The sequence below is a fragment of the Coprococcus comes ATCC 27758 genome, assembly GCF_025149785.1.
In the GTDB taxonomy this organism is placed as follows: Bacteria; Bacillota; Clostridia; order Lachnospirales; family Lachnospiraceae; genus Allocoprococcus; species Allocoprococcus comes.
The window spans coordinates 1,126,044-1,142,699 of the sequence record NZ_CP102277.1; the positions used below are offsets into that span (position 1 = coordinate 1,126,044).

18 protein-coding genes are annotated in these 16,656 nt (G+C 43.5%); 13 read left to right on the plus strand and 5 right to left on the minus strand.

Annotated features, from left to right (window positions below; genetic code table 11):
- Positions 1 to 4: 4 nt before the first annotated feature.
- Positions 5 to 1,153, minus strand: coding sequence for an NAD(P)-dependent malic enzyme (locus NQ556_RS05545; RefSeq protein ID WP_022220405.1), 1,149 nt, complete (start codon positions 1,151 to 1,153; stop codon positions 5 to 7).
- 223 nt (positions 1,154 to 1,376) lie between these two features.
- Here NQ556_RS05545 and rho point away from each other — a divergent pair, with 223 nt between their 5' ends.
- The 7 genes from rho to NQ556_RS05580 all read left to right on the plus strand — a co-directional run bounded on the left by rho (position 1,377) and on the right by NQ556_RS05580 (position 7,171).
- On the plus strand, positions 1,377 to 2,702 hold the full coding sequence (gene rho / locus NQ556_RS05550) for a transcription termination factor Rho (RefSeq protein ID WP_008369555.1): 1,326 nt from the start codon (positions 1,377 to 1,379) through the stop codon (positions 2,700 to 2,702).
- 108 nt (positions 2,703 to 2,810) lie between these two features.
- Positions 2,811 to 3,011 (plus strand): 50S ribosomal protein L31, encoded by a 201-nt coding sequence (gene rpmE / locus NQ556_RS05555; protein WP_008369554.1) that lies wholly within the window; start codon positions 2,811 to 2,813, stop codon positions 3,009 to 3,011.
- Positions 3,012 to 3,091: 80 nt separating this feature from the next.
- On the plus strand, positions 3,092 to 4,027 hold the full coding sequence (locus tag NQ556_RS05560; protein WP_008369553.1) for a DUF1385 domain-containing protein: 936 nt from the start codon (positions 3,092 to 3,094) through the stop codon (positions 4,025 to 4,027).
- A gap of 5 nt (positions 4,028 to 4,032) precedes the next feature.
- A complete protein-coding gene (prmC, locus tag NQ556_RS05565; protein WP_204575879.1) occupies positions 4,033 to 4,890 on the plus strand; it encodes a peptide chain release factor N(5)-glutamine methyltransferase in 858 nt (285 codons plus the stop codon).
- A 14-nt stretch (positions 4,891 to 4,904) separates the two neighbouring features.
- On the plus strand, positions 4,905 to 5,981 hold the full coding sequence (gene prfA, locus NQ556_RS05570; RefSeq protein WP_008369550.1) for a peptide chain release factor 1: 1,077 nt from the start codon (positions 4,905 to 4,907) through the stop codon (positions 5,979 to 5,981).
- A 43-nt stretch (positions 5,982 to 6,024) separates the two neighbouring features.
- Complete coding sequence (locus NQ556_RS05575) at positions 6,025 to 6,189, plus strand: hypothetical protein (protein WP_156337641.1); 165 nt, start codon at positions 6,025 to 6,027, stop codon at positions 6,187 to 6,189.
- Between the two features lie 88 nt (positions 6,190 to 6,277).
- Positions 6,278 to 7,171: a LysR family transcriptional regulator gene (locus NQ556_RS05580; protein ID WP_008369548.1), complete on the plus strand. Its 894-nt coding sequence runs from the start codon at positions 6,278 to 6,280 to the stop codon at positions 7,169 to 7,171.
- On the opposite strand, the gene NQ556_RS05585 is transcribed toward NQ556_RS05580, so the two are convergent.
- A complete protein-coding gene (locus tag NQ556_RS05585) occupies positions 7,140 to 8,015 on the minus strand; it encodes a YitT family protein (protein ID WP_008369547.1) in 876 nt (291 codons plus the stop codon). The two genes, NQ556_RS05580 and NQ556_RS05585, sit on opposite strands and share 32 nt — an antisense overlap.
- Positions 8,016 to 8,194: 179 nt before the next feature.
- On the opposite strand from NQ556_RS05585, the gene NQ556_RS05590 reads away from it, so the two are divergent.
- The 6 genes from NQ556_RS05590 to NQ556_RS05615 all read left to right on the plus strand — a co-directional run bounded on the left by NQ556_RS05590 (position 8,195) and on the right by NQ556_RS05615 (position 13,678).
- Complete coding sequence (locus NQ556_RS05590; protein WP_044998601.1) at positions 8,195 to 8,731, plus strand: hypothetical protein; 537 nt, start codon at positions 8,195 to 8,197, stop codon at positions 8,729 to 8,731.
- Between the two features lie 108 nt (positions 8,732 to 8,839).
- Positions 8,840 to 9,400 carry a tRNA 5-(aminomethyl)-2-thiouridylate-methyltransferase MnmM gene (gene mnmM / locus NQ556_RS05595; protein ID WP_008369545.1) on the plus strand — a complete coding sequence of 187 codons (561 nt, stop codon included), beginning with the start codon at positions 8,840 to 8,842 and terminating at the stop codon, positions 9,398 to 9,400.
- A gap of 446 nt (positions 9,401 to 9,846) precedes the next feature.
- Positions 9,847 to 10,785 carry a DUF2156 domain-containing protein gene (locus tag NQ556_RS05600; protein ID WP_044998728.1) on the plus strand — a complete coding sequence of 313 codons (939 nt, stop codon included), beginning with the start codon at positions 9,847 to 9,849 and terminating at the stop codon, positions 10,783 to 10,785.
- Positions 10,775 to 11,968 carry a pyridoxal phosphate-dependent aminotransferase gene (locus tag NQ556_RS05605; protein ID WP_008369542.1) on the plus strand — a complete coding sequence of 398 codons (1,194 nt, stop codon included), beginning with the start codon at positions 10,775 to 10,777 and terminating at the stop codon, positions 11,966 to 11,968. The genes NQ556_RS05600 and NQ556_RS05605 overlap by 11 nt, the downstream gene beginning before the upstream one ends.
- 40 nt (positions 11,969 to 12,008) lie before the next feature.
- Positions 12,009 to 13,067, plus strand: a complete 1,059-nt coding sequence (gene hisC / locus NQ556_RS05610) for a histidinol-phosphate transaminase (RefSeq protein ID WP_204575881.1) — start codon at positions 12,009 to 12,011, stop codon at positions 13,065 to 13,067.
- Positions 13,068 to 13,168: 101 nt separating this feature from the next.
- On the plus strand, positions 13,169 to 13,678 hold the full coding sequence (locus NQ556_RS05615) for a COG2426 family protein (protein WP_022220948.1): 510 nt from the start codon (positions 13,169 to 13,171) through the stop codon (positions 13,676 to 13,678).
- Positions 13,679 to 14,431: 753 nt separating this feature from the next.
- On the opposite strand, the gene NQ556_RS05620 is transcribed toward NQ556_RS05615, so the two are convergent.
- The 3 genes from NQ556_RS05620 to NQ556_RS05630 form a co-directional block, all read right to left on the minus strand.
- Positions 14,432 to 15,031 carry a TIGR04100 family radical SAM protein gene (locus tag NQ556_RS05620; protein WP_044998599.1) on the minus strand — a complete coding sequence of 200 codons (600 nt, stop codon included), beginning with the start codon at positions 15,029 to 15,031 and terminating at the stop codon, positions 14,432 to 14,434.
- A gap of 77 nt (positions 15,032 to 15,108) precedes the next feature.
- Positions 15,109 to 15,672: a TIGR04002 family protein gene (locus NQ556_RS05625; RefSeq protein WP_008369536.1), complete on the minus strand. Its 564-nt coding sequence runs from the start codon at positions 15,670 to 15,672 to the stop codon at positions 15,109 to 15,111.
- A gap of 38 nt (positions 15,673 to 15,710) precedes the next feature.
- Entirely contained in the window at positions 15,711 to 16,565 is an 855-nt protein-coding gene (locus NQ556_RS05630) for a pyridoxamine kinase (RefSeq protein WP_181974582.1), read from the minus strand.
- Positions 16,566 to 16,656: the final 91 nt, after the last annotated feature.

The window sequence follows — 16,656 nt, forward strand, 5'->3', positions numbered from 1 at the left end:
AAGATTAAATCAGAGCTTTGACAGCTTCGCTTACGACCTGTGATACGCGAGGGTCAAAAGCTTCCGGAAGAATATTGTCCTCGTTCAGCTCTTCATCCGGAACAAGTCCAGCGATTGCTTTTGCTGTGGCAAGCTTCATCTCTTCGGTGATCTGTGGTGCACGTCCCTCTAATGCACCTTTAAAGATACCAGGGAAAGCGACAACGTTGTTGACCTGGTTTGGGAAGTCAGAACGTCCGGTTCCGACAACTTTTGCGCCTGCAGCTTTTGCAAGATCCGGCATGATCTCCGGTACCGGGTTTGCCATTGCGAAAAGGATTGCATCCTTATTCATAGAAGCAACCATTTCCTGGGAAACAATGTTCGGGGCAGATACACCGACGAAAATATCAGCACCCTTGAGTGCATCAGCAAGTGTACCGGTCTCATGGTCGAGATTGGTCACTTTGGTCATCTCTTTCTGCATCCAGTTCAGATTCGGTGAATCAGCTGAGATGATTCCATTGATATCACACATGGTGATCTTCGGGAAACCGTAGGTGAGAAGAAGCTTTGTGATTGCAACTCCGGCACTTCCGGCACCATTTACAACAATTTTACAGTCTTCTTTTTTCTTGCCGGTTACTTTCAGGGCGTTGATGATGCCTGCCAGAACGACGATGGCGGTTCCGTGCTGGTCATCGTGGAATACAGGGATATCAAGAAGTTCTTTTAAACGGCTCTCAATCTCAAAACAGCGTGGGGCAGAGATATCTTCCAGGTTGATTCCGCCAAAAGCAGGTGCAATATTGACAACTGTCTTAATAATCTCTTCTGTATCCTGAGTGTCCAGGCAGATCGGAACTGCGTTGACTCCGCCGAATTCTTTAAAGAGAACTGCTTTTCCTTCCATAACAGGCATGGCGGCTTTGGCTCCGATGTTACCAAGTCCGAGAACGGCACTACCGTCGGATACTACAGCGATTGTGTTGGCTTTCATCGTGTATTTGTAGGCTGCATCCGGGTCCTTTGCAATGACCTTGCATGGCTCGGCAACGCCTGGTGTATATGCGATTGCGAGGTCTTCACGAGAGTTTACGTGTGACTTTGCAGTAGTTTCAATTTTTCCATTCCATTTTTCATGCATTTCAAGTGCTTGCTCAATTGCTGACATTTTCATACGTCCTCCTTTGATTACAGTTTTGCTGCTCTTTTATGATAACATTCTTCTGATATGAAAGCAAATCAAAAAACTTCTTTCCATTTTGTGCAAAATGTTGTATACTTGGGTTTATCAAAAGCAGATTAGTCAGTTCAGACAAGATTTCCCAATGTTAAAAGTTTAATATTTTTTTGGATAAGAAAAGTAATTGGAATAAAGGAGGAATATAGAACATATGACGAGAGAAAAATATGAGTCCCTGCCTCTTTCTACATTAAAAGAGGTGGCAAAAACGCGCGGACTTCGCGGAATTTCAACGATGAAAAAAGCAGATCTGATCGATCTTATGCTGGAAGAAGATGACAAAGTTTCAATAAAAGAGGCGAAGGAGGAAGTAAAATCCGAAAAAGCCGGAACCGCAGATATTGAACAGCTCGACAGTGGACGTACGGTGAATGGAATTCTGGAAGTCATGGATGGATACGGATTTATCCGTTCCCAGAACTATCTGCCGGGCGAGGAAGATGTATATGTATCACCATCGCAGATCCGCAGATTCAGCCTGAAGACAGGGGATATCCTGACAGGAAATACAAGAGTAAAGACACAGTCTGAAAAATTTAGTGCGCTTCTGTATCTGACCAAGATCAATGGAATGTCTCCGGCAGAAGCAGGACGCAGAATGAACTTTGAAAATATGACACCGATTTTCCCAAATGAACGTCTCAGACTGGAAGCGGGAAAGAGCAGCACTGCAATGCGTGTTATGGATCTGATCTCTCCAATTGGTAAGGGACAGCGAGGCATGATCGTATCACCGCCGAAAGCAGGTAAGACAACCCTGTTGAAGCAGGTGGCGCTTTCTATGAGGAAGAATAATCCGGAGATCCATCTTCTGATCCTTCTGATCGATGAACGTCCGGAAGAAGTAACCGACATCAAAGAAGCCATTGAAGGGGATAATGTGGAAGTTATTTATTCGACCTTTGATGAGCTTCCGGAGCATCATAAACGTGTGTCAGAGATGGTGATCGAGCGTGCAAAACGTCTGGTTGAGCACAAAAAGGACGTTGTGATCCTTTTGGACAGCATTACCCGTCTGGCAAGAGCATACAACCTGGTTGTTCCACCGAGCGGACGAACCCTGTCCGGTGGTCTTGATCCGGCAGCACTTCATATGCCGAAACGTTTCTTTGGCGCAGCGAGAAATATGCGTGAGGGCGGAAGCCTTACTATCCTCGCAACCGCACTTGTAGATACCGGAAGTAAGATGGATGATGTCATCTACGAAGAATTTAAGGGAACCGGTAATATGGAACTGGTGCTTGACCGGAAGCTTTCTGAAAAGAGAATCTTTCCTGCAATCGATATCCCGAAATCCGGAACAAGAAGAGAGGATCTGCTTCTTACGAAAGAGGAGCAGGAAGCAGTGGATATTATGCGCCGTGCATTAAACGGAATGAAGTCAGATGAAGCGGTAGACAGCATTCTGAATATGTTTGACCGCACGAAAAATAACGTAGAATTTGTCCAAATGGTCAAAAAAACAAAGTTTATTTAGAAAATTACTTGCATTTAGAAAAAAACTATGTTATGCTAACATAGCTGTTTAAAGATATTAGCCGCGTGAAAGCGCGTAAAACGAATAAAACAAGAAGAGGTGAAAATCATGAAAGAAGGAATCCATCCAGATTACTATCAGGCAACTGTAACTTGCAACTGTGGGAATACATTCGTAACAGGTTCTACAAGCAAAGAAATCCACGTAGAAATCTGCTCTAAATGTCATCCGTTCTACACAGGACAGCAGAAAGCAACTCAGGCCAGAGGTCGTGTTGACAAGTTTAACAAGAAATACGGAATTCAGTAATAAGAGAATTCAACAGGCTGGGATTGTGAAATCTCAGCCTATTTTGTGTATACGATGAATTAAAAAGGACATAACAGAATATGAAATCTTCGAATATTGGTGGTCAGGCTGTCATCGAAGGCGTGATGATGAAGAATAAAGACCGTTATGCGGTTGCGGTGAGAAAGCCTGACGGAGAGATAGAAGTTACAACAGATACATATAAAAGTGTAGTTGGAAAATATACGGCACTTACGAAGCTACCTTTTGTCAGAGGAATCTTTAATTTTGTTGATTCTCTGGTGCTGGGGATGAAGACTTTGACCTGGTCAGCAAGCTTCTATGAGGAAGAGGAAGAAAAAGAGATGACCGAAGTCGAAGAAAAGAAGCAGGAGCGTACGGAAAAGCTTTTGATGACGCTGACGATGGTTGTATCTTTTGCACTTGCAATCGGTATTTTTATGGTACTTCCGTATTTTTTGTCAGATCTGCTGAAGAAATGGATTTCTTCCTATACAGTTCGGATTATCATTGAGGGAATCATCCGCATTGCGATTTTTGTTGCCTATGTGGGCGGAATTTCGGTAATGAACGATATTAAGCGTTTGTATCGCTATCATGGCGCGGAGCATAAGTGTATCAACTGTATTGAACATGGACTTCCACTGACTGTTGAAAATGTTAGAAAGAGCTCTAAAGAACACAAAAGATGTGGAACCAGCTTCATGCTGTTTGTCATGATCGTGGGAATCGTTCTCTTATTTTTTGTAAGGGTAGAATCTCCGCTGATGAGAGTGATTGTGAGAATTGCACTTCTTCCGGTGATTGCTGGTATTTCTTATGAGTTGATCAAATGGGCAGGAAGCAGTGAGAATCCGGTCGTGTGTATCTTAAGTAAGCCGGGACTTTGGCTGCAGGGGCTTACGACAAAGGAACCGGACGATGAGATGATCGAGGTCGGGATTGCGGCTGTAGAAGCGGTGTTTGACTGGAAAGCGTATTTGAGAGAGAATTTCGGATATAAGGAAGAGGAGTAAAAGCTGTGACCTATCAGGAAGCATATCAGAAAGCCACAGGTGAATTGAAAGCGGCGGGGATTCCGGAGCCGGAAAGTGATTCCTGGATCCTGCTGGAGCATGTGACCGGCATGATAAGGACCAGATATTATGTGGATGGTTTTGAAAGAATGCCGAAAAATGAAGAAGACCGGTTCTTTGAGCTGGTAAGCTGCAGAAAAACCCGGATTCCGGTGCAGCATCTGACCGGGGTTCAGGAATTTATGGGATATGAATTTGCAGTCAATGAACATGTACTTGTGCCAAGACAGGATACTGAGATTCTTGTAGAGGAAGCAGAAAAAAGACTGCTTCTTATGAAAAAAGAAAATCCGGTAAAAGTGCTGGATATGTGTACCGGTTCAGGCTGTATCCCAATCAGCCTGAAACTGAGAAATCCGCAGATTGTCATAGAAGGTGCAGATATTTCAGAAGAAGCTCTGAAAGTGGCTGAAAAAAATGCCAAAAAGCTGGGAGTGAGCGGTAAGTGGATCCAGACTGATATGTTTGAAAATATTACAGGAACATTTGACATGATCACATCGAATCCACCTTATATCCCGACAAAAGTGATCGAAGAGCTGGAAGCAGAGGTACGTCTTCATGACCCGTATGAGGCATTGGACGGAAAAGAGGACGGTCTTTATTTTTACCGGATCCTGGCAGAAAAGGTTCCGGAATATCTGACAGACGGCGGCTGGCTTGTGATGGAGATTGGATATGACCAGAGTGCAGATGTGGAAAAATTGCTGAAAGAGACTGGATTTGAACAGGTTTCAACGCAAAAGGATCTGGCAGGTCTTGACCGTGTGGTATGTGGCGTGTACAATAGGCGTAGCAAATAACAGGAGGAAAAGAAATGTTTGATAAATTAGAAGATCTGCTCATTCGTTATGAGGAGATTATGGGTGAGCTTCAGGAACCGGACGTGGTGAATGACCAGTCACGTTTCCGCAAGCTGATGAAAGAACAGAATGATCTGACCCCGATTGTTGAGGCATATAAAGAATATAAAAATTGTAAACAGAACATTGAAGACAGTCTTTCTCTTCTGGAGGAAGAATCCGATGAAGAGATGAAAGAGCTGGCAAAAGAAGAACTCAGTGAGTCTAAGAAGAGAGTCGAAGAGCTGGAACAGGAGCTCAAGATTCTTCTTCTTCCAAAAGACCCGAACGATGACAAGAACGTTATCGTGGAGATCCGTGCAGGTGCAGGTGGAGATGAAGCTGCCCTTTTTGCGGCTGAGATCTACCGTATGTATGTACATTATGCAGACAGCAGACGCTGGAAGACAGAGATGATCTCCCTCAATGAAAACGGAATCGGCGGATTCAAGGAAGTTGTATTTATGATCACAGGACAGGGAGCATATTCCCGTATGAAGTATGAAAGTGGTGTACATCGTGTACAGCGTGTGCCAGAGACAGAAAGCGGCGGACGTATCCATACTTCAACCATTACCGTAGCAGTGATGCCGGAAGCAGAAGAAGTTGACGTTGTGATCGATGAAAAAGATATCCGTATCGATGTTATGCGTGCATCTGGTAACGGTGGCCAGTGTGTCAATACCACAGACTCTGCTGTACGACTGACTCATTATCCGACAGGAATCGTGATCTACAGCCAGACTGAAAAATCACAGCTGCAGAACAAGGAAAAGGCATTTCGTCTTCTGCGTTCCAAATTATATGAACTGGAACTGGAGAAGCAGCATTCTGCAGAGGCTGAGGCAAGAAGAAGCCAGATCGGTACAGGAGACCGTTCTGAGAAGATCCGTACTTACAACTTCCCACAGGGACGTGTGACCGATCACAGAATCAAGCTTACGCTTCATAAGCTGGACAGCATTATGAACGGAGATCTGGATGAAGTCATTGACAGCCTGATCGCAGCAGACCAGGCAGCAAAGCTGGCATCGATGAATGAGGCAGTATAATAGAAACAGGCAAAAGTGTATAAAGACAGGAAAGCCTGTGAGTATGTTCTTCGAATTATTATGGATGATGAAGAACTCACAGTTATTGACAACGAAGTGCAGATGGATTTCAAGAACATGCCCGATCGCCCATATTGATCGGATAATAAAAGCAAATATTGAAACCGTCAGAGGATGGCTTGCAGGACGCACTCCTGCTAAAAAATAGTAATAGGATACCCTCATACAGGTCAAGAAAACAGAAATGTCCCGTATGGGGGATTTTTATATACCGAAAAACAAAACAGAGGCGTTGAATGAACATACAACAATTAACTTACATTGTAGAAATCGCAAATTGCAAAAGCATTTCCCGTGCAGCAGAGTACCTTTTCGTCTCGCAGCCCGCTCTGTCCCAGCAGATCCGGAATCTGGAAAAGGAACTGGGATACCGCGTATTTCACAGGACAAGCAAAGGACTGGAACTTACCGAAAAAGGGAATGTTTTTTACCAAAAAGCGCAAGAAATGCTAAAAGACTGGAATCGTTTTAAAGAAGAAGTGATTTCGGGAACAGAACATAAAAAATTAAAAATCGGACTTGGTGCCAGAGTCTATTCCAACAGACTGTTTCCGAAGATTGCCAGATATTTTGAAAGGCATCCGGAGCTCGAGGTGACATTTTATACGGAGGCTGGGCTGGATGCATATGCGGCGATCAAGGACGGTTCCCTTGATATGGCACTGGACCGGATGCCGGAAAATGAAATCGGCATGGAGAAATGTGTCTGTTTTGCAAAAGAACTGATCCGTGAGAAGCAGTGTATACTGATGGCACCGGATCATCCGCTCACGCAGAAGAAAAATGCTTCAATCATGGATTGCAGGGAATATACTATGCTCACAGGACTAGAGCATTCGGTGGAAGACCGTCTCCTCAGAAAGACATATGGTGAACAGAATATCACATGGAAGAGAGTCATCCGCTCAGACAGCATCGATACGGTGATGAAGATGGTGAAAAGCGGAAGCGGAATCGCGATCGGACCAAAGTCCTTTGCAGAATACTATGGGGTTACGGCGGTGCCACTGGTTCCAGCCAGGCAGGACAGTCTTTATTTTGCCTGCTTGAAATCAAAGAAAAAAGAGCCGGAAATCCGGGAATTTCAGAGGTATCTGACTACTCTGGTTTCCAGTGTTTGTCCAGATTAAATCCGCGTCCCTGGACTTCCTGTACCTGGGAAACGATGATAAAGCTTTCCGGATCGATCTGATGAACATTTTTTTCAAGTTGGACGAGTTCACGGTTGGAGATGACGGTGAGTACCATATTCAGCTGCTGGTTCAGATAGCCACCTTGAACTGGAATGATGGTTGCACCGCGGTCAATCTGGGTAAGTACAAAATTACGGATTTCATCTGAATGTTTGCTGATGATCTGAACAGCAATCCTTGAAGTTCCGCTGACGATCAGCTTGTTCATGACAAGGGTGTAAATGATCACATACAAAATCGCATATAGTACCTTGTCAACTGGCTGATAAAGTGCCTGCCCCAGGATGACAAAGAAGTCAATGATGTACAATCCGGCTGAAACAGGAAAACGGAAATATTTATTTAAGATCAGTGGCGGAACGTCTACGCCACCGGTAGAAGCACCGGTACGGATGATCATTCCAAGGGAGATTCCGATTCCGATGCCAGCAAAGAGTGTGCATAGGATCAGATTGTCTGTCAGAACATAATCTCCAAGGATCTGATTGAAGAATTCCAGTGCGATCGGATACATAAAAGAGCTTAAAATTGCAGATAATGTATATTTTTTCCCGAGGAAAATATAGGCAAGCACCAGCATGATAATGTTGAAAGCGAGCACCAGAGAGGAAAGAGGGATCCCGGTTATGCGCTGCAGGATCAGCCCGATTCCGGTCGTGCCACCGGCAACAAGGTCAGCCGGAAGAAGAAAGACTCTGGCTGAAAAAGCGTTGAGTATATTTCCCAGGCAGATGATGAGAACAGAAGAAATCTGTTCTTTTCTTTTTGTAGTAAGTTTCATTGGTCAGTACCTCCATAAGTCGATACTTCTAATTTAGGAGAAATGGGAGAAAATGGGAAATACATTCTATGAATAGTGATATAAGAAGAACTTATATCATATATAACGCTGCGTGGTTGAAAAAGTAACAGGATATGCTAAAATTGACATAAATGAGAGAACATGAGGAGGTACAAAAGATGGGACATATTGTACAGCGTCTGGTTCGGAATGCCATCATGCAGGCGGTGAATCAGGTGATCCAGAATAAGACACAGCAGGAAGCTGCGAAATTTGGAAATGAATGGAAGGGCAGTTTTCATTGTCTGGTATCCGGGTATTACAGCGGCATGACCGTTAAATATCTGATGCTTCCATTTGCAGTTTTCTGCATTCTGTGCGCAATAGGAAGCGGGATTGCCGGCGGGCTGACTTACAGTATCTGGTTCCTTGTGATCGCAATGGTGTGCCTGGTTACGCGCAGCTATGGAATGAAAATGATGCGTGTGATCATTTACTGGGACAATGGTATGGCATTCTATGACAAGGATGGCAATGAACTCGTACAGCTGCCACGGACAGCCATCGAGCAGATGACGGTAAAAAATGGTAAGATCACCATCCCATGGGAAGATAAAGAGTATAAGATTATCAGGAACCCATTCGATAACGAAAAAGAAGTACGGGAAATGCTTAATTTTTATTCGCCAGAAAATTCCAAATGGATTGCCCGGTAAATAAAAGACAGATAAGTGACAGAAAATGATAACAAAAGAAGGAAGCTCTGATCGCACAGATCATCGAGGCAATGCGCACTTTCCGAACATAAGCAGGAGGTTTAGGACATGAATTTTCAGATCACAGAATATTGCCATCACATTTTAGAAGAGTATATAGAAGAAGGGGATATCTGCATTGATGCCACCGCCGGAAACGGCGGTGACACGGAGTTTTTGTGCCAGAAAGTCGGAGAGACCGGAAATGTCTATGCTTTTGATGTGCAAGAGATGGCGATTGCTCACACCAGAGAACGCCTCGAAAAAGCGAACCTGTCGACAAGAGCCAAGCTGATCCAGGACGGTCACGAAAAAATGCAGACCTATGTAAAAGAAGAAGCTAAGGTCATCATCTTCAATTTCGGCTACCTCCCCGGCGGCGACCACAAAATCGCAACCCGCGCAGCCACCAGCCTCACCGCCATCGAGTCAGCTCTTAACCTGCTCAAAAAAGGCGGCATCATAAACCTCTGCATCTACAGCGGCGGCGACACCGGCTACGAAGAAAAAGAAGCCATTTTGAATTATCTCAAAACATTAGATTCCAAAAAATGGCTCGTAATCGTAAATTCCTATTTTAACCGTAAAAATGATCCTCCACTTCCTGTATTCATCTATAGACTGAAATAGTTTTTATTTCAGAAAACAGTAGTGGAGTAACTGGATCAACAAAGCCGTTTTGCGTTTTTTATGTCTGTCGAAGAAAATCATACCGGAACAAACGAACAAATAAAGCCGTTTTTGCGGTTTCCTGTTTGGCAAAAACCTCGTACTGGGGCAACAGTCATAACCAGTAAAGTAGATCTGCCAAGACTGCAAAATAGAACGTTCCAATTCCATTCGAGGCAATGAAGATAAGACTCAAAAATTGTGGAAGCCATTGCTGACACAATTTTCGCTTTCAGAGGCTTATCGGAATGGTTTGCCGAGTGGAATTGGAACGTTCTATTTTGCAGTCTTGGCTCACTAACTTTACAAGTAACACAAAAAAATACAAGAAAACCGCAAAAATCCACTCAAAATGTGGTATACTAACAGACAGTACCGCAAAAAAGCGGAATATGGAAGGATTTTTTATGGCAGAAGCAAAATTTAAAAGACCAGAACTGACAGACCGGGATCTTATTGATTTTTATTTCAAAAAGTACCCAAGCAGAAGCTGCGACCGTACTTTTGCAAATGTATATCTGTGGGCAAGGTTTTACGAAGTAGAATTTGCACAATATAATAACGTTCTCCTGTTCCGGGACAACAGTGCAGGTTACGGCTATGCATTTCCGGCAGGTGAAGATGAAGATGTAAAAGCAGCGATTGAAGATATCATGAAGTGGGAGAAAGAAAAAGGCGTCCCATTCTGTCTGTATGGGGTAACAAAAGAGAATTTCGCCAAGCTTGAAACATGGTTTCCAGGCAAATTCGACATCACCTATCACAGAGATGAGGCGGATTATGTCTATGAAAGTGAGAAACTTGCAACACTTTCCGGCAAAAAGCTGCACGGCAAGCGGAATCACGTCAATAAATTTAAAGCACTTCACGGAGATAACTGGAGTTACGAAACGATTACAGAGGATAATCTGGAAGAGTGTTTTCAGATGGCACTGAAATGGCGGAATCTGAATGGCTGTGAAGATGATGAAGAGAAGAATTCCGAGATGTGTGTAACACTCAATTCACTGCGCCTTTACAAAGAACTGAACCTGATCGGAGGTCTGCTCAGAGTTGGTGATGAGATTGTTGCATTTACGATTGGAGAAGCGGTAAATGACGATACCTTTGTGGTTCATATCGAAAAAGCTTATGCGGATATTGAAGGTGCGTATACCATGATCAACCAGCAGTTCGTAGAGCATGAAATTGCCGGAAAATACAAATATACCAACCGGGAAGATGATGTTGGAGAAGAAGGATTAAGAAAGGCCAAGCTTTCCTACAAACCGGTATTTATGGTAGAAAAAGGTGTTGTGACATTAAAAGAAGACAGCGAAAAGGAGTGTGCAAAAGATGATATCTAAGAAGATGGAAAATATGGTGGCAAACAGCTCGGCGATCCGCGCCATGTTTGAAGAGGGAAATCGTCTTGCAAAAATTTACGGACCGGAAAATGTATTTGATTTCAGTCTAGGTAATCCAAATGTACCGGCACCGAAAGCCGTAAAGCAGGCGATTCTTGATATTTTGGATGAAGAAGATGAACTGGTGCTTCATGGATATACTAACAGCAATGCGGGATATGAAGATGTTCGCCAGGCTGTAGCTGAATCTCTGAATGAGCGATTTGGTACTGCATTTGCAGCAAAAAATATTACGATGACAGTTGGCGCAGCAGGCGGACTGAATGTTATTTTAAAAGCACTGTTAAATCCGGGAGATGAAGTGATCACATTTGCACCGTACTTTGGAGAGTACAGAAGTTATGTCAATAATTTTGACGGTGTTCTGGTTGAAATCTCACCGAATACCGTAGATTTTCAGCCAAAGCTGGATGAATTTGAGGCAAAGATCACACCGAAGACAAAAGCAGTGATCGTTAATACACCGAATAATCCGACCGGTGTTGTCTATTCCGAAGAGACGATCAGGAAGATGGCAGAGATCATGGAGAAGAAGCAGAACGAATACGGAACAGAGATTTATCTTATCTCTGATGAGCCATACCGTGAACTTGCTTATGATGGTGTGGATGTACCGTATCTGACCAGGTATTATGCCAATACGATCGTAGGATATTCTTATAGTAAATCTCTTTCCCTGCCGGGAGAGCGAATCGGATATCTGGTGATTCCGGATGATGTAAAAGATTCAGAGACACTCATTGCAGCAGCAAATGTTGCAAACCGTATTCTTGGATTTGTCAATGCGCCAACCCTGCAGCAGAAGGTAGTTGCAAGATGTCTGCATGAGAAAACCGATATTTCATACTATAACAGAAACAGGGAGACTCTTTACCAGGGACTCATAGAATGTGGATTTGAATGTGTCAAACCGCAGGGTGCATTTTACCTGTTCATGAAGACTCCGATCAAGGATGAAAAGACATTTTGCCAGGAAGCAAAAAAATATAATCTGCTTCTAGTACCGGGAAGTTCTTTTGGATGTGCAGGATATGTCAGAATTGCATATTGTGTAGCTTATGAGACAATCGTAAATGCACTGCCGAAATTCAAAGAGCTTGCAAAAGAATATCAGCTAGGATAAGACAAAAGCAAAAGATGTGACAGAAAGGTGAGAAAGCAAGATGAGAGAATTTGAGAAAAATATCCGAAAAGTAGAACCTTATGTTCCGGGTGAACAGCCACAGAAAAAAGTGATCAAACTGAATACCAATGAGAATCCGTACCCACCTGCACCGGGAGTTCTTGCGGCAATGAAAAAGCTGGAGGGTCATGTGGACAGTTTAAGGCTGTATCCGGATCCGACATCTGATACACTGGTCAGTGCACTGGCGGACTTTTATCATGTTGGAAAAGATCAGGTTTTTGTGGGAGTGGGATCTGACGATGTTCTCTCTATGTGTTTCCTTACCTTCTTTAACTCGGAAAAACCGGTTTTCTTTCCGGATATTACATATTCCTTCTACAAAGTATGGGCGGATCTTTACCGGATTCCATACGAATGCAAGAAGGTAGATGAAAACTTCCATATCATAAAAGAAGATTATTATCTGGAAAATGGTGGTGTGATCTTCCCGAATCCAAATGCACCGACATCCATCTATGAAGATCTGGAATTTGTGGAAGATATCATCAGACACAACCAGGATGTTATTGTGATTGTGGATGAGGCATATATTGATTTCGCAGGAGAGTCAGCACTTTCGCTTCTGGACAAATATGACAACCTGATCATTACGCAGACATTTTCAAAGGCAAGATCGATGGCTGGAATGCGTATTGGATATGCAATCGCAAGTCCGCTCCTGATCAAGTATTTAAACGATGCAAAATATTCGTTCAATTCTTATACTATGAACAAAACTTCTCTGGTATACGGAGCAGAAGCGGTAAAAGATAAAGAATATTTTGCTGAGACAACACGTAAAATTGTGGAGACAAGAGACTGGGCAGAAGAAGAATTCAAAAAGCTCGGCTTTGTATTTCCAAAACCAAGCGCAAACTTCATCTTTGTATCACATCCGGAATACGATGCAAAAGAACTCTTTGAAGCAATGAAAGCAAAAGGAATCTATGTGCGTTTCTGGGGAAGCGAGCGGATTGAGCAATATCTGCGTGTGACGATCGGTACGAGAGAAGAGATGGAAGCACTCTTTGCCTTCCTCCGTGAATATATGATGTAAGTGTTAAAAACATAAATTGCGTTTGTGCTTACACAAATAAGCAATTTATGCTTATTGACACGTCGAACACTGATTTAATAAGTAAAAAATAGGAGATTTGTATGACTGAAACTTTAGTACAGTGGTTTGTAACCCATCTGGGTGGCAAGGCTGCCAAAGAACTGATTATCTTTATTATTTCAATGATTCCGATTCTGGAGCTCCGGGGAGGAATCCTTGCGGCAGGTCCGGCGTTTTTAAATATTCCGACCTGGCGTGCAATCCCGATCTGTCTGGTGGGAAACCTGATCCCAATTCCGTTTATCCTGCTTCTGATCCGTCCGATTTTTGCATGGCTGCGCAAGACGCGCCTTTTCCGTCCGCTTGTAGAAAAGCTGGAGAAAAAAGCGATGAGCAAAAGTGATCGGATCAGCAGATATGAATTCTGGGGGCTGGTACTCTTCGTAGGAATTCCGCTTCCGGGAACCGGAGCCTGGACCGGAGCTCTTGTCGCATCCCTCCTTGGCATCGACTGGAAAAAAGCTTTCGGAGCAATCGTAGTCGGCGTATGCATGGCATCGGTGATCATGTATATCCTGTCTTACGTTGTGATCGGAGGAATCTTTGGATAAAAAGTGAAAGCTTTCTCTTTGAGAGAACACAGAATGGCTGTATACGAAAGTATATGGTCATTTTTGTTTGGCAAATGATAGAGGTTGAGTGAGCGCCAGCCACAAAAGGAATCGTTCGGATTCAAGTTGCGCTAACCATTCCGATGAGCCTCTTAGGGCGGGAAGCATGTTCAGCAAAGGCTTCCATGCTTCCTGAGTCTCATCTCCATAGCGCAAAATAGAATCCGAACGATTCCTTTTGTGGCTGGCGCTCTTTGAACTTTATCGAATAAAATATGGCGATATTGGTGAGATAACAGCAATTCAGAACGGAGCAGAAGAAAACTTTGAGAAGAGATGAGAACCGTGTTGCTGAGTTGAAAATATTCAATTGTCGGGCAGTTACTGAGAATTATACATTACTTCTGTAAAATATCCAACATTGAACCAGAGTTGAAAGGTAGAATAAAACAACAGGAACGAATATGTCCTCGTTCATTCAATTTGCTGCAATCAGCCTAAAACCAGGCTGCCATAGGAATACACTGAAACCAGGCAGTCGAGCCAAAAGAAATGGTGCTAATTCACTTTTTGTGCAATGGAGATGCGACTCAAAAATTGTGGAAGCCTTTGCTGACACAATTTTTGCTTCAAGAGGCTCATCGGAATGGTTTGCACAATGGAATTAGCACCATTTCTTTTGGCTCGACTGCCGTATACAGCGCATACAATTGGCAGCCGTCCCCTTTGAATTATGTAGAAAAGAGAATGAACTTACGAATAAATTCGAACTTTCAACGGAATCCCCATCTCGTCTGCGAGTTTCTGGGACGCATCGATTTCTTCCTGTGAAATGATGCTTACCACACTGAACTGCACAGATGAGAACAGTTTCTTCGCTTTCTCGGCAAATGCAAGCATATCTGGGAACGCATTTTCAAAACAAGGCTGTGTAACTTCCTGGTAACGCTCTGCAGTTGGCGCATTCAGGCTGATCGATACGGCATCGATATATTTTGCCATTTCTTCTGCGATCGGCTTTTTATTGAAGAGTTCGCCAAGTCCGTTGGTATTGACGCGAAGGAGAACTTCCGGATGTTTTTCTTTCATGTATTTTGCAGCAACAATCAGATTATCGTAGGCACAGGTCGGTTCCCCGTAGCCGCAGAAGACGGCTTCCGGATAATTTGTAAAATCAAAAGCATCAATAGCTGCCTTGATCTCTTCGAAAGAAGGATTGTGGTCGTGCCAAAGTTCTGTTGCCTCTCCGATGGCTTCATGCTCGTTACGGATGCAGAAAATACATTTGCAAGTGCAGCGGTTGGTGATGTTAAAATATGCATTGTTTTTAAATGTGTAAATAATATCTGACATTATAATAAAATCTCCTCTTTGAAAGTCAGGCGGATATTCAAGAACCACCTGTCATTTGCGTATAATTAAATATTTGGCTAAATTCCAAATTTGTTTTTCATTGTATTCTTGAAACCGGCTTTGTCAAGAGTGGAACCAAGAATGATAAAGATCACAGCACTTCCGCCTGACTGGGCAAGGGTTCCTACAATCGAAGGAATCAGTGCACCCCAGGTTCCGAACAGGATTACATCTGTGATATAATATCCAATAAAGGAAATTACAGCGGCAACAACAACGCCGACACAGTTGTGTACATTCACGATCTTGTCCTTTTTACATGTGATCGGAAGGGAGATCAGCATCTTGATGATGAAGGTTGCAGGTGCATATACCGGGGCAGTCAGGATATCTGCCATGGCACCACCGATTGCACCAGCAAACATGGCATATGGTGTTGGGAGGAATGCAGCGGCAAGATAGATCAGAGAATCTCCGATGTGTACATATCCGCCATTTACACCAAATGGAATATGGAAAATATAAGCAGTTGTCACACAGATCAGTGCTGCAAAAAGAGCTGTTGAAGTCAGTCTGGAGACTTTCTGATGAGAAAGTGCATTTGCAGATGGTTCCGGATTGTTAATGGTTGTAGATGACATGATAGTTACCTCCCTGGGTTTTATTTATTTTGTAAATGTCAGTCAAGCAGCATAGAAAGATGGGATTCAAAATTGATTCCATCATTGCGCGGAATCTGGTCGGCAACGGTGTCAATCAGAGATCTTTCGATAAACCGGCATGCTTTTTCCACGCCTGCAGCTGCACTTTTTCCCTGTACCATCGAGGCACATACGACAGCGGAGAGCAGGTCACCGGTGCCAGAATAGCTTCCTCCGTGAATTCCAGAGGAAATGACGCTTATCTGGTCGTTCTCGAGAACCAGATTGTAATATTTTACGGTATCATCAGAAGGAGCCTGATAAAGAATACCGGTGACGATGATCGTCTGGATCTGCGTTTCTTTCAACGGAGCGGCAATCCGGGCAATCCGGTCCAGATAATCCGGTTCGTCCTTATACTTGGTAAGCCCTGCAAAATCAGAGTGTGTTAAAAGACACAGCTCGGTAAGATTTGGCGTGATCACATCGGCATGGGATACAAGCTTCTGCATCTGCTGTTGGAGTCTGGGAGTGAAAATGTCATATTTGACACCGGAATCTCCCATGACCGGATCGACAAAGAGCAGAGTGGAAGGGGTTCTGAACTTCTCACAGAAATTCAGGATTTTTTCCGCCTGATCTGCGCTGCCGAGATATCCGGTACTGATCGCATCCAGGGTAAGACCACGTTTTTGCCATTCTTCTGTGTAATGATCGATCTTGTCGGTAAAGTCCGTACAGTAATAGCTGTCGTAGCCGGTCTGATTGGTTAAAACTGCCGTTGGCAGAGGACAGGCCTGCACACCCATGACGGAAAGAACCGGGATCGCAGCTGTCAGAGAGCATTTACCAAGACCGGACAGATCATTGATAACAGCGACTCGTTTTATCATTGAAGTATCCTTTCCGAAATACAAAGTGAAAAATTCTTGCATTTCTTATGTGTTTTATATAGAATAAAATAAAAGTGTCATTTGTAAAATA